Origin of the sequence: Franzmannia pantelleriensis (genome assembly GCF_900102875.1) — a bacterium.
GTDB lineage: Bacteria > Pseudomonadota > Gammaproteobacteria > Pseudomonadales > Halomonadaceae > Franzmannia > Franzmannia pantelleriensis.
In genome coordinates this window covers 365514-382753 of record NZ_FNGH01000002.1, presented here as the reverse complement: position 1 = coordinate 382753, position 17240 = coordinate 365514, and the positions used below count along the sequence as shown (strand labels likewise).

16 protein-coding genes are annotated in these 17240 nt (G+C 64.7%); 9 read left to right on the top strand and 7 right to left on the bottom strand.

The window, feature by feature from the left end; translation table 11 throughout:
* Positions 1 to 30: 30 nt before the first annotated feature.
* The 4 genes from BLT16_RS03770 to BLT16_RS03755 all read left to right on the top strand — a co-directional run bounded on the left by BLT16_RS03770 (position 31) and on the right by BLT16_RS03755 (position 3048).
* A complete protein-coding gene (locus BLT16_RS03770) occupies positions 31 to 1062 on the top strand; it encodes a DUF3549 family protein (protein WP_089657187.1) in 1032 nt (343 codons plus the stop codon).
* Positions 1063 to 1076: 14 nt separating this feature from the next.
* Positions 1077 to 1514, top strand: a complete 438-nt coding sequence (locus tag BLT16_RS03765) for an ATP-dependent zinc protease family protein (protein WP_089657186.1) — start codon at positions 1077 to 1079, stop codon at positions 1512 to 1514.
* 60 nt (positions 1515 to 1574) lie between these two features.
* Positions 1575 to 2483 carry a 30S ribosomal protein S6--L-glutamate ligase gene (gene rimK, locus BLT16_RS03760; RefSeq protein WP_089657185.1) on the top strand — a complete coding sequence of 303 codons (909 nt, stop codon included), beginning with the start codon at positions 1575 to 1577 and terminating at the stop codon, positions 2481 to 2483.
* A gap of 124 nt (positions 2484 to 2607) precedes the next feature.
* Positions 2608 to 3048, top strand: a complete 441-nt coding sequence (locus BLT16_RS03755; RefSeq protein WP_089657184.1) for a hypothetical protein — start codon at positions 2608 to 2610, stop codon at positions 3046 to 3048.
* Positions 3049 to 3058: 10 nt separating this feature from the next.
* Here the strand turns inward: BLT16_RS03755 and BLT16_RS03750 are convergent, their stop codons facing one another.
* The 7 genes from BLT16_RS03750 to BLT16_RS03720 all read right to left on the bottom strand — a co-directional run bounded on the left by BLT16_RS03750 (position 3059) and on the right by BLT16_RS03720 (position 9969).
* Positions 3059 to 3733, bottom strand: a complete 675-nt coding sequence (locus tag BLT16_RS03750) for a SanA/YdcF family protein (RefSeq protein ID WP_089657183.1) — start codon at positions 3731 to 3733, stop codon at positions 3059 to 3061.
* A gap of 69 nt (positions 3734 to 3802) precedes the next feature.
* Entirely contained in the window at positions 3803 to 4375 is a 573-nt protein-coding gene (sufT, locus tag BLT16_RS03745; protein ID WP_089657182.1) for a putative Fe-S cluster assembly protein SufT, read from the bottom strand.
* A gap of 8 nt (positions 4376 to 4383) precedes the next feature.
* A complete protein-coding gene (locus tag BLT16_RS03740; protein ID WP_089657181.1) occupies positions 4384 to 5643 on the bottom strand; it encodes an aminotransferase class V-fold PLP-dependent enzyme in 1260 nt (419 codons plus the stop codon).
* Between the two features lie 25 nt (positions 5644 to 5668).
* Entirely contained in the window at positions 5669 to 7021 is a 1353-nt protein-coding gene (sufD, locus tag BLT16_RS03735; protein ID WP_089657180.1) for a Fe-S cluster assembly protein SufD, read from the bottom strand.
* Positions 7018 to 7770, bottom strand: a complete 753-nt coding sequence (gene sufC, locus BLT16_RS03730; protein WP_089657179.1) for a Fe-S cluster assembly ATPase SufC — start codon at positions 7768 to 7770, stop codon at positions 7018 to 7020. Before sufC ends, sufD begins: the two co-directional genes overlap by 4 nt.
* A gap of 229 nt (positions 7771 to 7999) precedes the next feature.
* The gene (gene sufB, locus BLT16_RS03725) at positions 8000 to 9442 is read right to left on the bottom strand and encodes a Fe-S cluster assembly protein SufB (RefSeq protein WP_089657178.1); all 1443 of its coding nucleotides are present in this window, start codon (positions 9440 to 9442) and stop codon (positions 8000 to 8002) included.
* 59 nt (positions 9443 to 9501) lie between these two features.
* Entirely contained in the window at positions 9502 to 9969 is a 468-nt protein-coding gene (locus BLT16_RS03720) for an SUF system Fe-S cluster assembly regulator (RefSeq protein ID WP_089657177.1), read from the bottom strand.
* 547 nt (positions 9970 to 10516) lie between these two features.
* Here BLT16_RS03720 and BLT16_RS03715 point away from each other — a divergent pair.
* From BLT16_RS03715 to BLT16_RS03695, 5 genes are read left to right on the top strand one after another with little or no spacing between them, the layout of a single operon-like run.
* Positions 10517 to 11863, top strand: coding sequence for a UDP-glucose dehydrogenase family protein (locus BLT16_RS03715; protein ID WP_089657176.1), 1347 nt, complete (start codon positions 10517 to 10519; stop codon positions 11861 to 11863).
* A gap of 8 nt (positions 11864 to 11871) precedes the next feature.
* Positions 11872 to 13443 carry a glycosyltransferase gene (locus BLT16_RS03710; protein ID WP_089657175.1) on the top strand — a complete coding sequence of 524 codons (1572 nt, stop codon included), beginning with the start codon at positions 11872 to 11874 and terminating at the stop codon, positions 13441 to 13443.
* Between the two features lie 37 nt (positions 13444 to 13480).
* Positions 13481 to 15082 (top strand): HlyD family efflux transporter periplasmic adaptor subunit, encoded by a 1602-nt coding sequence (locus BLT16_RS03705; RefSeq protein WP_089657174.1) that lies wholly within the window; start codon positions 13481 to 13483, stop codon positions 15080 to 15082.
* A 2-nt stretch (positions 15083 to 15084) separates the two neighbouring features.
* Positions 15085 to 15978, top strand: coding sequence for a polysaccharide lyase (locus BLT16_RS03700; RefSeq protein ID WP_176817148.1), 894 nt, complete (start codon positions 15085 to 15087; stop codon positions 15976 to 15978).
* Positions 15979 to 15983: 5 nt separating this feature from the next.
* Complete coding sequence (locus tag BLT16_RS03695) at positions 15984 to 17231, top strand: alginate lyase family protein (RefSeq protein WP_089657287.1); 1248 nt, start codon at positions 15984 to 15986, stop codon at positions 17229 to 17231.
* Positions 17232 to 17240: the final 9 nt, after the last annotated feature.

Here is a 17240-nt window from a genome sequence, read left to right as displayed (position 1 = left end):
CAGTGCGCGGCTCGACTCAGGGAAAGTGCCATGCAGCCGATTGCGACACTAAGCGATTTCTTCGACCGTAGCGGTGCCGAGGTGCGGCTCTATCATATGGGCCGTCGTATCGCGCCCTGCACGCCCGACGTCCTGGCTACCTTCGAACAGGGCGACCGGTCTTGGCCAGCCCCCTGGCAGGGCGAAGCGCGCCTGGCCTGCGTGTTTCGCCTGCACCCCGAACAGGAACCGATGATCTGGTTTCTGGCGCTGCCGCTGGACGAGCAGGGCCAACTCAGCGCGGCCCCCCGCGACGCCTTTGTCCAGCGCCTGCTCGAAACCCTGGGACGCAGCGCCGAGCGACTCGCGTCGACGCCGCAGGCCGGCAGCATCGATAATCTGATGAAGGACAATCCGCTGGCCTTTACTCCGTCGCTGCCGCTGCAGGCCATGCTGCACGCCCGCGCCAGCGCCGATCTCGACGCCCCCGCCAGCCAGCACCACGAGCTCGCCGAGGAGTATCTCACCGGCGAGCATGACCACGACTGGCAAGCACTGGGGCTACAGGGCCTGGCCGACGTCGCGGTGCGCCACGATGCGGCCCTCGCCGAGCGACTCGCCGCACGCCTCGACGATCTGCCCAACGAGGTGCTGCACCCGCTGTGCTACTGCCTCGAGCACCTGGCGCTGACACCCAGCCTGGCGGCAGCGCTGTGCCGGCGCGGCGAGCGAGCCGCCGAGGTGGGTGACCTGGAGACCTTGTGCGCCTGCGTTCGCGCAGTGGGTGCCAGCCAGGCAGTCACCCCAGCATGGTATAGCGATCTGCTCGACGACCCGGCCGCATGTGGCCCCGACCTGTTGGCCGCAATGGCCGCGCGCGGCTGGGAGCACCTGGAGGACCCTGAGCGCCTGCCGCTGTTCCTGACCCGCCTGGCCGAGCATCCCCAGGCGGAATTCAGCGCCCTGGCCCGCGACCTGGCACTGATCCCCCGGCTGCGGCTGCCGGTGCTGATGACCCTGCGCCAGGCCGACCCGGGCTCGGCCATCGGCCGGCGCCTAAGCGGCCTGACAGACCAGCGCTGAGCGAGGAAGAGCCCATGAAGTCGCTACCCTACCACGCCCAAGCGGTGATCGGCCGCCGCGAGATGGTTACCCTGCCCGAGCTGGGCCTGAGTCTGTGCGCCAAGGCCGATACCGGTGCACGCACCTCCTCGCTGCACGCCGAAGACATCGAGTCCTTCGAGGAGCACGGCCACGTCTGGGTCAGCTTCGTCACTCGCGCCGGCGGGCCTGGCAGCCCGGCCCACCCGTTCAAGCTGCACCTGCACGATCGGCGCCGGGTCACCAGCTCCAACGGCCATGCCGAGTGGCGCTACGTGATCCGCACACGCCTCGAGCTCGGCACCCTGAGTTTCAACGCCGAGCTGACCCTGGCCGACCGCAGCAACCTCCGCCACCCGATGCTGCTAGGCCGGCGTGCCATGCGCCACTTGCTGATTGCGCCCGGGCAAACCTTCCTGCACGGTGAGCCATGAACGGCCCCCCACGGCCTACCGCGCTGTCTCACCTGCCGATATTCGCCACTGGAGTTAGCCATGCAGATTGCGCTGCTGTCGCGTAACCGCAACCTCTACTCGTCGCGTCGGCTGATCGAAGCCGCCGAGGCACGCGGCCACGGCGTACGCGTGGTCGATACCCTGCGTTGTTACATGAACATCGCCTCGCACCGTCCCTCGATTCACTACAAGGGCGAGGAGATCGAGCACTTCGATGCGGTGATTCCGCGCATTGGCTCCTCGGTGACCTTCTACGGCTGCGCGGTACTACGCCAATTCGAGATGATGGGCACCTACGTGCTCAACGATTCGGTGGCCATCACCCGCTCGCGCGACAAGCTGCGCTCGCTGCAGCTGCTGTCACGCAAGGGCCTCGGTCTGCCGATCACCGGCTTTGCCCACTCTCCCGACGACATCCCCGACCTGATCACCATGGTCAAGGGCGCGCCGCTAGTGATCAAGCTGCTCGAGGGGACCCAGGGCATCGGCGTGGTGCTGGCTGAGACCAACCAGGCCGCCGAGAGCGTCATCCAGGCCTTCATGGGCATGAAGACCAACATCATGGTCCAGGAATATATCAAGGAAGCCAGGGGCGCCGACATTCGCTGCTTGGTCATCGGCGACAAGGTCGTCGCCTCGATGAAACGCCAGGCCGCCGAAGGCGAGTTTCGCTCCAACCTGCATCGTGGCGGCAGCGCCAGCGTGATTCGTATTACCCCCGAGGAGCGTTCCACGGCAATTCGTGCCGCCAAGGCAATGGGCCTACGCGTCGCTGGCGTCGACCTACTGCGCTCGAATCACGGACCGGTGATCATGGAGGTCAACTCCTCTCCCGGCCTGCAGGGCATCGAGACGGCCACCGGCAAGGACATCGCCGGGCTGATCATCGAGCATATCGAGAAGCACGCCGCTCAGGCGCGCAAGACACCCCCCAAACCCAAGGGCTGAGCAAGGCCAAGCAAAGCCCCGAATAAAGGCAAAAACCACGCAAGCGTGAAAATTATTCGCAGCGGGGCTAGCAAAACACTGTTTCCGCCCGCACAATTTGGGTCACCGGAGGAGGTGACCGCACATGTTTCTCGACAATCGCCAGGTGGCGATGGATAGCCTGCTGGAAGCGCTGGCCGACAGTCTCGATTATTTTCAGGACAACCTCGAACGCCTGCGCCCTTCCCTGCGCGAAACGCTGAAACCTCACTATGATGAGCGCGATGAGGCCATGCACGAGCTGCAGGCGCTGGCCAAGAAGCACCTGCGCCTGCTGCCCCGCGATGCCGACGTCGAGCGCGACGACTACATGTGGCTGTGGAGCCGCTTGAAGAGCTTCGTCGGTAACGACAGTCAGGTGCTGATCGGTGAGCTGCTGGAGCAGGAGCGCGTGCTGATGCAGGCGCTGGCCACGGTCCATACCCACCCCTTGCCAGACGCCATCGAGCCGGTCATCGAACGCTGCTGGAAAAACTGCCGGGCACTGATCCGCGAGCTGTACCGCATCCAGAAGCAGCGCCGCTGAGCCCACGCTTTCAGGCGCGAGGCGCGATCTCCAACGGTTCCCGCGGCCCCAGAAAGTAGGGGCGCCGCTCCCAGACATAGAGATCACCCAGGGTCGCCACCCGCGCCACCCACTCGCGTAGCTGCAATCGCCATACACCGGCCACCGGCTGTGCCGGGGCCGCACAGCCGGTGGCCTCCAGCCCCAGCGCATCAGCGATGAACAGCGCACGCGGCAGATGCCACGACTGCGTGACCAGCAACACACGCTCAACACCGAACACGTCACGTGCCCGGGACAACGTGTCGAAGGTACTGAAACCGGCGTAGTCGAGGGTCATGTCGACGTCGCGCACCTGGCGGGCGCGCAGGTCACGCCACATGGTCACCGGCTCGTTGTAGAAGCGGGTACGGTTGTCGCCGGAGAGCAAGAGATGCTGGACGCGGCGCATGCGGATCAGTCGCGAAGCAGCACTCATGCGGGCTTCGAAGTGGGGGTTGCGCGACCCGGCTCGGGTCCAGTGGGAGGTGCCGAAGACGATCCCGACCGGCTGTGCGCTACACACCGGCAGGTCATGCTCGATGCGCGAGTGAGTCTTGGCCAACACCCAGGCATTGGCGCCAACAAACAGCAGCACCAGCACCAGCAGCACCGTCCCCAGCGCCATCAGCACGGCCTTGAACGGCTTCCACAGCGATATCGGCATCAGGCTCCCCGGTTGACGACAGGCATACCCCGCAAACGCGACGAGCCCAGGCTGGCGTCAGACGCCGGTTCAGAACATGCCCAATTCCAGCTTGGCCTCGTCACTCATCATCTCACGACTCCAGGGTGGATCGAATACGATCTCGGTATGCACCTGGCTGATCTGCGGTGCGCCGAGGATCTTGTTGCGGGCGTCGGCGGCAATCACGTCGCCCATACCGCAGCCAGGTGCCGTCAGCGTCATGCGAATGGTGACGATGCGTTCGCCGCTCAGCAAGCGCTCGATACGACAGCCGTAAACCAGCCCCAATTCGACGATATCCACCGGGATCTCGGGGTCGAAGCAGGTACGCAGCTGGTCCCACACGAACTGCTCGATCTCCGCATCGCTGGCATCCTCATGCAGCGTCGGTCGCGGTAGTGCCTCCAGGCCCAGGGCATCGAGATTAGCGCCCTCGACCAAATACAGGCGGCCCTCGAAGGTCACACTGACACTGCTGCCCTTGGCCTGCATCACCGACACGATGCTGTCCTCCGGCAGGCTGATGGTCTTGCCAAAGGGGATGGAGATCACCTCCACGTCACGCTGCAGGGGTAGGGTCTGGCCCTTGTGCAGGCTGGCAATCTGCTCGATATCGCTCATCCGTTTCCTTATCTCACCATGCCAATGACACGCTCCAGGGCGGCAGCGAAGACCTCGACTTCTTCTAGGGTGTTATACGCCGCAAACGAGGCCCGGCAAGTGGCATCCACGCCGAACTGCGCCAGCAGCGGCTGCGCACAGTGATGGCCGGTGCGGATCGCCACGCCGAGCTGATCGATCAGCAAGCCGATATCCTGAGCGTGAGCGCCGTCGACCACGAACGACAGCACGCTGGCCTTGTGCGGCGCAGTCCCCAGGAGTCGCAGGCCGTCGATGCGCGACACCCGCTGCGTGGCGGCGTCGAGCAACTGCCCTTCCCAAGCACCGATCGCCTCGAGACCCACGCCCTCGATCCAGCGCAGCGCCTCGCCCAGGGCGATGACCTCAGCAATCGCCGGGGTGCCGGCCTCGAACTTGTGCGGAATCGCCGCAAAGGTGGTCGGCGCCTCGAAGGAGACCGTCTGGATCATCTCGCCTCCGCCCTGCCAGGGCGGCATGGCCTCGAGCAGCGCCGCCTTGCCGTAGAGCACGCCAACCCCGGTGGGGCCGTAGACCTTGTGCCCCGAGAAGGCGTAGAAGTCGGCGTCGAGATCGCGCACGTCCACCGCTTGATGTGGCGCCGCCTGAGCACCGTCGACCAGAATCAGGGCGTCATGCTCATGGGCAATGGCCGCCATCTCGCGCACCGGGTTGATGGTGCCGAAGGCATTGGAGACGTGATTGACCGCTACCAGACGGGTGCGCTCGCTGAACAGCCCGCGGTAGGCGTCGAGATCCAGCACCCCGCGAGCATCCACCGGAATCACCTTGACCACGATACCCAACTGGCTGGCCAGCAGCTGCCAGGGCACGATATTGGAGTGGTGCTCCATGCGCGACACCAGCACTTCGTCACCGGGGCGCAGGTTGGCACGCCCCCAGGCGTTGGCGACCAAATTGATCGCCTCGGTGGTGCCGCGGGTGAAGATGATCTCGCGGCTGTCGCCAGCATTGAGGAAGCTACGTACCGTCTCGCGGGTTCCCTCGAAGGCCGCAGTGGCCTCGTCGGCCAGGGTGTGCAGCCCGCGGTGGATATTGGCGTTGTAGCGCCCGTAGTACTCCTCGAAGGCCGCGATTACCCGACGCGGCGTCTGGCTGGTCGCGGCATTGTCCAGGTACACCAGCGGCTTGCCGTGCACCTCGCGCGCCAGGATCGGAAACTCCTCGCGCAGCGCAGCAACGTCAAGCGGCGGCGTGTCGAACCTGGGCTGGGTAGCGAGATCAGTCATAGCATACTCCTGCGGAACGCGCCGCTCATTGCTCGTCGATTGCCGCAGCGGCCTCGACCAGCCCGGCCAGGTTGAAACGCTCCGGCAGCTTGCCGGCCACCGCCAGTTCGACACGCTCGGCGATGGCATCCAGCTTCACTTCTTCGAGCACCTCGCCGGCAAAGGCCAGGGTCAGCAGGCCACGGGCGGTCTGCAGGTCGATGCCACGCGCGCGCAGCGCATAGATCGCCTCCTCGTCGAGCTGCCCGGTAGTGGTGCCGTGGGAGCATTTGACGTCGTCGGCGTAAATCTCGAGTTCCGGCTTGGCGTCGATCTCGGCGCGGTCCGAGAGCAGCAAGTTGGCGTTGCTCTGGAAGCCCTCGATCTTCTGGCTGTCGCGCTTGACCACCACGCGGCCGTTGAACACGCCGCGGGCACGATCATCGAGAATGCCCTTGTAGTTCTCGTTGGAGAATGTCAGCGGCGCGTTATGGCTCGCCACGGTGTGGTTGTCGATGTGCTGGCGCCCCTGGCCATAGAACAAGCCATAGAAGTTGGCCACGGCGCCCTGACCGTTGAGATCACTGATCAGGTCGTTACGCACCAGGCCGCCGCCCAGGTTCAGGTTGAACGAGGTATAGCGGCTGTCGCGTGCCTGCTCGGCGTGGATGCTGGCCACATGCAGATCGCCGAGCGGCGCTTCCTGCAGCTTGTAGTGGTCGAGAATCGCACCTCGCTCGAGTATCAGTTCGGCAACCAGGTTAGTGAAGTTGGTCGCGCCCTCCTCACCGACATGGTGCTCGATCAGTGTCGCCTCGCTGCGCGCCCCGGCCTCCACCAGCAAACGCGGATGGCTCATCACCGGCGACTTGCCGTGGCGCGACAGGAACTGCACCACCAGTGGCTTGTCGACCACGCTTCCCGGCGCCAGGCGCAGTACCGCACCCTCCTCCATGAAGGCGGTATTGAGCGCCGAGAACGGCGAGAACTCGACCCCGGTGAGGCGGCCTAGCGGCCCGCCCACGGCTTCATGGTTCTCGGTCAGCGCCTGAGACAGCGGCACCAGCTGCACGCCCTGAGGCAGGCCCTCGAGCTGTGACAGCGCCGGGGCATAGACGCCGTCGACGAAGGTAAGCCGGTAGGCGTCGATGGGCAGCGTCAGCGTCGCGGCGACGGTCTGCGAGAAGTCGGGGTCTTCCGCCAGGGCAAACTCGCCGTTGGCGATGGCGCGCACGTCGGTATATTTCCACGCTTCGTCGCGACGAGTCGGAAAACCCAGCGCCTCGAAGCGTGCCGCCCCGGCCTGGCGCCGCGCGGCGATCCAGGTCGGCTCGGGACCCTGCCGCTCGCACTTGGCGCCGCGCCGGGCGAGGCTATCCAGAAAGGTCTGTTCGCTCATGCCGCAGACTCCTCGACCACCCAGTCGTAGCCGCGCGCTTCGAGCTGCTTGGCGAGTTCGGCATCGCCGCTCCTGGCAATACGGCCGTCGACCAGCACGTGGACCCGGTCCGGCACGATATAGTCGAGCAGGCGCTGGTAGTGGGTCACCAGCAGGATGCCGCGATCCTCGGCACGCAGGCTGTTGACGCCGTCGGCGACGACCTTCATGGCGTCGATGTCGAGCCCCGAGTCGATCTCGTCGAGCATTGCCAGCTTGGGCTGCAGCACCAGCATCTGCAGGATCTCGTTGCGCTTCTTCTCACCGCCGGAGAAGCCTTCATTGACCGCACGCTGCAGGAAGCTGGCATCCATCTTCATGTCGCCAAGCTTGTCCTTGACCAGCTTCATGAACTCCGGCGCCGGGATCTCCTCTTCGCCGCGCGCCGTACGCTGGGCGTTGAGCGCCGCCTTGAGCAGGTAGATATTCTTGACCCCGGGAATCTCCACCGGGTACTGGAAGCCCAGCAGCAGGCCGGCCTGGGCGCGCTCCTCGACCTCCATCTCGAGCACGTCCTTGCCTTCGAAGGTAATCGAGCCCTGAGTGACCTCGTAGCCGTCCTTGCCGGCGATCACTGCCGACAGGGTCGACTTGCCGGCCCCGTTGGGGCCCATGATGGCGTGCACCTCACCGGCTTTGATGGTCAGGTTGAGGCCCTTGAGGATGGCCTGGCCATCCACCTCCACGTACAGATCCTTGACTTCGAGCATTGCGATTACCTTTTCGATTCTGACGAGCCGCCGCGGCGACTTGCTAAATGGATTCGTTGTTGAGTCGCTGGGCATAGCATATGCCTAACCCGGATGAGCTTCTCCGGCGCCAAGGGTCAGCGAGGGCGCTGTGAACCCTTCCCTGGGCGCTACTTTTGCCATCCATGGCAAAAGACCCTCGCTTTACCTTGTCCCCGGCGCTCATCTCTCCAGCCACGTGAGATCGGCTTCAGCCGACGGCGCCTTCCAGGGTCACGCTCAACAGCGCCTCGGCCTCGACGGCGAACTCCATCGGCAGCTCCTGGAAGACGTCCTTGCAGAAGCCATTGACGATCATGCTCACCGCATCCTCCTCAGTGATACCGCGGCTCTGGCAGTAGAACAGCTGATCCTCACCGATCTTGGAGGTGGTGGCCTCGTGCTCGATGGTGGCGGTGCTGTTGCCGATCTCCTGATAAGGGAAGGTATGGGCGCCGCACTGGTCGCCGATCAGCAGCGAATCACACTGGGTGAAGTTGCGCGCCCCCTTGGCCCTGGGCCCGATCTTGACCAGCCCACGGTAGGACTGGTTACTGCGCCCGGCCGAGATGCCCTTGGACACGATATAGGAGCGCGTCCCCTCGCCGATATGGATCATCTTGGTGCCGGTATCGGCCTGCTGGCGGCCGTTGGTCACCGCCACCGAGTAGAACTCGCCGATGCTATCCTTGCCGCGCAGTACGCACGAAGGATACTTCCAGGTGATGGCGGAACCGGTCTCGACCTGGGTCCAGCTGATCCGCGAGCGCGCACCGCGGCAGTCACCGCGCTTGGTGACGAAGTTGTAGATACCGCCCTTGCCATCTTCATCGCCGGGATACCAGTTCTGCACCGTGGAATACTTGATGTAGGCGTCGTCGAGAGCAACCAGTTCAACCACCGCGGCGTGAAGCTGGTTCTCGTCACGCTGGGGCGCGGTGCAGCCCTCCAGGTACGACACCTGGGCACGGCTCTCGCAGATGATCAGGGTGCGTTCGAACTGACCGGTGTTGGCGGCGTTGATGCGGAAGTAGGTCGACAGCTCCATCGGACAGGTAACGCCTTCTGGCACGAACACGAAGGAACCGTCAGTGAACACCGCCGAATTGAGCGCCGCAAAATAGTTGTCGGCCACCGGCACCACGGTGCCCAGATACTGTTTGATCAGCTCCGGATAGTCGCGGATCGCCTCTGAGATCGAGCAGAAGATCACCCCTGCCTCGGCCAGCTTCTCCTTGAACGTCGTGGTCACTGATACCGAGTCGAACACCGCATCCACCGCGACACCGGCCAGCGCCGCACGCTCGTGGAGAGGAATGCCCAGCTTTTCGTAGGTCTCAAGCAGCTTGGGATCCACCTCGTCGAGGCTCTGAGGCCGGTCTTCCGGGCGCTTGGGTGCGCTGAAATAGGAGATCGCCTGGTAGTCGATGGGCGGATAGTCAAGATGCGCCCAGGAAGGTGGCGTCATCTTCAGCCACTGACGATAGGCGTCCAGGCGCCACTCGAGCATCCACTCCGGCTCGCCCTTCTTGTTGGAGATGAACGCAATGGTGTTCTCATCCAGGCCGGGCGGTAGAGTATCGCTCTCGATATCGGTCACGAAGCCTTCTTTATAGTCGCGACGAACGAGCTGTTCCATTTCCTCAGTTGCCATGTTCAATCCCCTCCCGGGCGTTGCCGTCGAGCGCCGAGCTCGACTTGGACATATTGGGTTTAGCGGCCGGCGCCAGCGGCCAGTGTGACGGTCTGAATCGGCAGCTGCACCGGCAGCTTGATCGGCGTGGTCTGCGCTAGGTGCGCCAGGGTCACGCTATCGAGCAAGGTGCGCACGGCAAGCGACACGCGCTGCCAGTTGTCTGCCACGCCACAGGTGGCGACCAGGTCGCAATCGCCGTCAGCATGGCTGCATTCGGTCATCGCCACCGGCCCTTCGATCGCCGCGATGATGTCACTGGCAGTGATCTCGTGCGCCCCTCGCGCCAGCCGATAGCCGCCTTGGGCGCCCCGCTGGGAGACCAGCAACCCGGCACGCACCAGCGACTTGAGCGTCTTGCTCACCGTCGGATGCGGCAAGTGCACGGCGTCAGCCAGCTCGGCGGCCGCATGGGGCTGCTGGGGATGACGCGCAATGTGCGCCATTACTACGGCGGCATAGTCGGTCATTCGTGAGAGCTTGAGCATGCGGCACATCCTCGAGGGTCATGGCCATAGTGGCGGCTCGTGATTGGGGACCATTTTAGTCCTGTATAACCTCGATGTGAAGCACCCAAGGGATTTCTTGCCGTGCACAAGCAGGATATCGACACGATCGGCACCGATAGCATCAATAATGACAATTATTACTATTACCCTTCTCTATCGAAGTGCCGCTTTCTCGACGACGACACCCCGGTGTCACTTTGAGGAGACAGCGCCAATCGTCTGATTTAGGCGTCATTTGCCTGGCGTGAACGGCCTGGCGTTGCCAGCTACCGACAGTTGGCGCCTCGAACTGCCACCTACGAGCCTTATGCCTGGCACCGAAAGAGACCAATAAATCACTGTTATAAAAGGAATAAAAAAACACCTGGCACGGTTTACGCAACCCTAGAGATGTTTCACCAGGATCTCGGCAGTCGCGTACTCCCCATGGATGAGAGGGGGTGCGGCCGCCCAGAGGGTTTTATCACTGCGTCTTCCGCTCACAGCACGCACGCCATGGAAGCGTCACAAGCAAGGAGCGTCACTCATGCGGATCACTATTTTTGGCTCGGGTTACGTGGGCCTGGTCACCGGGGCCTGTCTGGCCGATGTCGGCCACGACGTCATCTGCGTCGATATTGACAGCGACAAGGTCGCCGCACTCAATGACGGCCAGGTGCCGATCCACGAGCCCGGTCTGGAGACCATCATTCGTCACAACCTCGAGGCCGGGCGACTACGCTTCACCACCGATGCCGCCCGCGCGGTGGAGTTCGGGCTGCTGCAGTTCATTGCCGTGGGCACGCCGCCTGATGAGGATGGCAGTGCCGACCTGCAGTATGTGCTACAGGTGGCCCGCACCATCGCCACCCATATGCAGGAGTACAAGGTCATCGTCGACAAGTCGACGGTACCGGTGGGAACCGCCGAGAAGGTCAATGCCTGTGTGTCCGAGACCCTCGCCGAGCGCGATGCGACGCTGGCCTTCGACGTCTGTTCGAATCCGGAATTCCTCAAGGAGGGCGCGGCCATCGAAGACTTCTCGCGTGGCGCGCGGATCGTCGTCGGCACCGACAGCGACCGCGTGCGTCAGGCCATGCGCGAATGCTACGCCCCCTACAGCCGTCTGCATGACAAGCTGATCTTCATGGATGTACGCAGCGCCGAGCTGACCAAGTACGCCGCCAACGCGATGCTCGCCACCAAGATCAGCTTCATCAACGAGATCGCCAACCTCGCCGAGAAACTCGGCGCCGACATCGAGCACGTGCGCCACGGCATCGGCAGCGATCCGCGCATCGGCCACCACTTCATCTATCCCGGCTGCGGCTACGGCGGGTCGTGTTTTCCCAAGGACGTCCAGGCGCTGGCGCGCACCGCTCATGAGGTCGGCCACCCGCCACAGCTGCTCGAAGCCGTAGAGGCGATCAATCTGCGCCAGAAAGATCAGCTGTTCGCCAAACTGGAAAGCGCCTTTGACGGCGACCTGGCCGGCAAGACCATTGCCCTATGGGGGCTGGCCTTCAAGCCCAATACCGACGATATGCGCGAAGCCCCGAGCCGCGCGCTGATGGCGTCGCTGTGGGCCGCTGGCGCCCGCGTCCAGGCCTTCGATCCAGAGGCTCAGGACGAATGCTGGCGCCTCTACGGCGAGCGTGACGACCTGTCGCTGTGCAAGCGCCGCGACGAGGCCCTGGAAGGCGCCGACGCGCTGGTCATCTGCACCGAGTGGAAGGCGTTTCGCACGGTGGACTTCAGCGTGCTGAAAAAGACGCTGGCCAGCCCCATCGTGATCGATGGCCGCAACCTGTTCGAGCCGGCCAGCATCAAACAGGCCGGCCTCGACTACTACGCCATCGGGCGCGGCGACTCACTGCAGGCCACCCTGGCCTAGGAGTCGGCATGCGACCTTCACCCCTCAAACCCTCCGTCGCCAGCTGGGCGACGGAGGTCACCGTGCTGCTGTTCGGGCTGGCGCTGCTGGTGGTATTGATCAGCGAGTTGCCTCGCGACATCTTCTCGCCGGCGTCGCAGAGCTTCTTCTTCGTGATCGGCGCCATCGGCATCTGGCGCTACTCGTGGTGGTTCGTCCAGGCGCTGCGCTCGGTATGGTACAACCGCCAGGTGTTTCCTCAGCTACGCGCCGAGGCTGACGCGCTGGGTGCTACCGGCATGCCCAGCGAGCTATATGTGCTGTGCACCTCCTACCGCATCGAGCCGGAGGTCAACTTCGCGGTCTATGATGCGCTGATCGGAGAGGTCCGCGACTATGGCGTGCCGACGCTGATCTTCGCTGCCATCTCCGATCGCAGCGACGTCGATGTGATCGACCACGTGCTCGACGAACACGGCTGGCCGGCCAACATCGAGGTGCGCTACATGTTCCAGAAGGGCGATGGCAAGCGCTCGGCGATGGCCGAGGTGCTGCGCGCCATCTCGCGCTGCATGCCGGCGCCTGACGCCCTGCTGGTATCGATGGATGGCGATATCCGTCTCGAGGTCGGCACCCTGGCACGCTCGCTGCCGTTCTTCGCCCTGCAGGACGATCTCGGTGCGCTGACCACCAACAACAACGCTATCGTTACCGGCGACGACGCCACCAAGGAGTGGTACGACCTGCGCTACGCCCAGCGCCACCTGGTGATGAGCTCGATGTCGCTCTCCGAGCGCCTGCTGGTCTTGACCGGCCGCTATAGCGTGTTCCGTGCCGAGCTGGCGACCCACCCCAGCTTCATCGAGCTGGTCGAGAACGATCACGTCGAGCACTGGCGCTTTGGCGACTTCAAGTTCCTGTCCGGCGACGACAAATCGACCTGGTACTGGCTGCTGAAGCGCGGTTGGAAGATGCGCTATCTGCCCGACGTCTACGTCGCAGGCTTCGAGGAGCTCCCCGATCGGCGCCGCTTCTTTGCCTCGACCCTCGACCTGATGCGCCGCTGGTACGGCAACATGCTGCGCACCAGCAACCGCGCCATTGCCCTGGGGCCGAGGCCGATGGGGCTGTTCACCTGGTGGAGCCTGGTCGATCAGCGGCTGTCGATGTGGACCACCCTGGTGGGACCGACGGTGGCCATTCTGGTGACCGCCTTCGTGCGTCCATCGTTCATCTTCGCCTACCTGCTGTGGATCCTGTTCACACGCACCATCGCGGCACTGGTCCTGGCCTGGCAGCGCGGTCGCTTCAGCCTGCTGTGGGTGCCGCTGCTCTACTACAACCAGATCGGCGGTGCACTGCTCAAAACCTACGTGAGTTTTCGCTTCAATCGTCAGAAATGGTCGCGCCAGGGCATCTCCGCCGGCGAGCCCGACAGCCCTCGCGCAGCGCGTCGACAGCGTCGCATGGGCCATTTCATGCACGGCGTCTACATGGCCAGCCTGCTGTTCGTGCTGGTGCTGGCCACCGGCGTACTGGCACCGCCGGATGCCGTGTCGTTGAACATTTTCCAGGACACCGGCGGCCTCAACGGCCGCTGATGACCTACCCGATTTGCGTTTGCAAGGAGCCAGTCACATGGACCCACGATCTCCCGGTCATCATGATCGCAATGAACCCACCCTCGGCGGACGACGTCGCTACCTGAACGACACGCCGGCAGCGCGGGACAATCACGGCGGCGCGTCCGAGCCCCCTGACCAGCGCGAACCGCATATCCATCGCGACGTTCCCCGCGCCGGTCGTTCGCTACACCACGAGCGCCGCGACGAGCGCCAGCACGTGCGCATCTCGCCGCCGTTCCGGGTCGAGCTGGCCGACGGTCGCCGCCTGAACGGGCTGGATCTTTCACTGGGCGGTTTCGCCGCCCACGCCGACACCACCCTTGGCATCGACAGCCTGGTCGACGCCAGTCTGCTGGTCGAGGCCGGCGGCGCCGAGCTGATCATTCCACTGCAGGCCCGCTGCCTGCGCTGTCATCCGTTCGAGCAGCATGGCGATCACAAGCTGGCCTTCCAGATCACCGCCATCGACCCGCCCCACCTCGAGCTGCTACGCCAGGTCGTACGCGCCTACCTCAGCGGCCGGCACGCCAGCATCGAGCGGCTGGTCAGCGAGGAGGATCCGCAGACCCCACGCAAGCGCAAGCAGACCACCGGCACTACGCCGCCGGGGCGGCCACCCAAGCCGTGGGGGCGCTACGCGCTGCTGTTCGCCGCGGCCGGGGTACTGGTGGTGGCCGCCGCCGCCACCGCGTACCGCAACTTCATGCTGATCGAGCCAAGCTTCGCCGCGGTCACCGCCCCGCGTATCGATATCCGCGCCCCCGGGGCGGGAATCCTGCGCGAGCATGGGTGGGAGGCCGGGGATCGCGTCGAACGCGACGAGTACCTGACCGGGGTCAACAACAGCGATCTCGAATCGGACCTGATCCTGGCTCAGGCCTCGCACCGCTACAACTCGCAGCTGATCGACAACCTCCAGGCCAGCCTCGATGACCCCAACGCCCAGCAGGTCAGCCTGGTCAACTCGACCCAGCCGGCCAGCGGCGACACCGTCAACTACGAGACCGCCTCGCCGGAGATCGCCCGGGCCCGGGTCGAACAGTTCGAGACTACCCGCGACTACGAGAGCTCGAGGATCAGCGCCCTGCAGTCGCGCATGTCGATGAACGAGATCACCAGCCCCTGCGACTGCCTGGTGGCCTGGGCACTGTCGAGCGCCGACGGCACCTATATCAACGAGAGCGAGCGGATCATGACGCTGATTCGTACCGGTGACGACGACGTGATGGTCGAGGCACTGGTGCACATGAGCGATATCGCCCGTATCGAGCCCGAGCAGGTCGCCTATGTCGCCCTGCCCTACGCCTCCGAGCCGATTCGCGCCCGGGTGCGCAGCGTGGCACTCGACGTCGAACGCCAGCCACGCGCCGGCTTCCCCGACTGGGTTCGTCAGCAGCAGAACGTCGCCAGCGTGCTGCTGGTGCCCGAGACCACCCTGCCGGCAGATGCCGTGGGCCAGCCGGTCGACGTGCGCTTTGCCGAGCAACCGGTGCTAGCCGCCGGCGCCGAGTGGGTATGGCAGGGTGGCCGCGCCATGGCGCAGTTCGTCGAACGCCTCTATCGGGCAGCGCTGGACGACGCTGACGAATCCCCCGAGCAAGCCCAGGAGAGTTGATGATGGCGATGCCTATCCCCCATGCACTGCCAGCCACCGCGACGCTGGCCGCGACGGCGCTGATGGCGTCACTGCCGCTGGCCGCCGACGATGTCGATGATGGCCTGAGCGTGGCGGCCTCAGAGCGCTGCTCGGCACGCTACAGCGAGGTCGTCCATCACCGTCCGGCACGCGATGCGACTACCCCCAAGCAGGCGGTGCGGCGCGGCTTCGACACCCAACGCGACTGGGGCACCGAGCATAACGTCGAGGTACTGGCGCCGGGCGAAGGCGGCCTCGACCAGCCGGTGCTGCGCGTGCACTACCCCGCCGGGACCTCTTCTCCCGGCGATGATGACGATGGTCGCGGCCAGGGCGGCGCTGGCTTCTATACCGAGGACGCCGCACTGGCCGGCGCCGAGCGCGCCTGCCTGCGCTATCAGGTGCGTTTCGCCGACGGCTTCGACTTCGTGCGTGGCGGCAAGCTGCCAGGGCTCTACGGCGGCGAAGGCCCCAGCGGCGGCGACCCCGCCGACGGTGAGAACGGCTTCTCGATGCGCTTCATGTGGCGCGAACAGGGCCAGGGCGAACTCTACGAGTACGTGGTCAATCAGGACGAAGATCACGGTGCCTCGGTGGGTCGCGGGCTATGGCACTTCCCTACCGACCGCTGGGTCAGCATCGAGCAGGAGGTGGTGCTCAACCATCCCGACCGCGACGACGGCATCGCTCGGGTATGGATCGACGGCGCGCCGGTGCTCGAGCAGCGCGGCATCGTCTATCGCACCAGCGAACGGGTCGGCATCGAAGGAGTGATGTTCTCCACCTTCTTCGGCGGTCACGGCGAGGGCTGGCGCACGCCCCGCGACCAGTACGCCGATTTCGGCGACTTCCGCCTGTATGTGCCAGGAGCATGATGCCCATGCTATCGACTCATGCTCTATCGCTCCTTCATAGGCGTTCGGTACTGTGCGGCCTGGCCGGCACTGCGCTGCTCGCCGCGGCATCGAGTGCCAACGCCCTGACCCTTGCCGAACGCGAGGCGCTGGATCTTTCCGACTACACCGTCAGCGATCCCGACGCCGGCTACTTCGACGTCGAGTCGCGCATGGCACTGCTCGACGACACCTCCAACGCGCTGCTGCTACAAGAGCTCGACGAACTCGCCACCGGCACCAGCTGCCAGCAGCTGCTGAGCATCCCGCCCATCACCACGCGGCTGCGGGTACCCGGCTACTATCCCAATCCCGAGGAGTGGCAGTTGGCTTCTGAACCGCTGTTCCAGTTCGAGGACAGCGTCTCGCAGCTGGCTGGCAGCTTCGTTGCCACCGGCGACGACTACTACGCCGACTGCCTGGTGCGCTTCCTCGAACGCTGGGCGGTCAACGATGCGCTGATGGATTTCCATTATGAGTCGATGGAACCCCAGGCGTGGTTTGCCACCGAGTCGATGATCTTCGCCGCCGCCATGGCCTACTCGGTGGTACGCCCGCACGTCGATGGCCGCGAGCAGGAACAAGCCGACGTCGAGGACTGGCTCAAGCGCCTCAGCGAGCGGCATATCAGCATCCCCGGTGAGGAGGGCAACAGCTGCTGCAACAACCACTTCTACCGCCGTGCCCTGTACGCGGCGATGGTTGGCGTACTGCTGGAAGACGATGCGCTGTTCCAGATCGGCGTCAGTGCCGTCTACTCGGCGCTCCACGACCTCACCGAGGAGGGCGCCCTGCCGCTGGAGGTAGCCCGCGGCCGGCGCGCTACCCACTACCAGAACTATGCGCTGCTCTACCTGATTCCAATCATGGAGATCGTCGCCCGTCAGGGCTATGAGATCCATGCCCTCGAGATCGACGGGCGTAGCATCCACGACGCCGTGGATTTCGCCATGCAGGCCATCGAGGACCCGGCCAACCTCGGCGAGGACGTGCCCCTCGAGCAGTACGGCGGCTTCCTGCAGGATCCGCAGTACTTCGTCTGGATGGAGCTCTACCAGACGCGCTTCGATGACCCGCGCATCGCCAACTTCCTGCCCCGCCTGCGTCCGCTCTATAACCGCAGTGCCGGTGGCTACATGACGCTCTATGTGATGCCACCCGAGACGCAGCAGCAGGTCATCATCGACGACGACGTCCCCACCACCCAAGGCTTCGACGGCCTTGCGGCACGCTGAGCGTCGCCC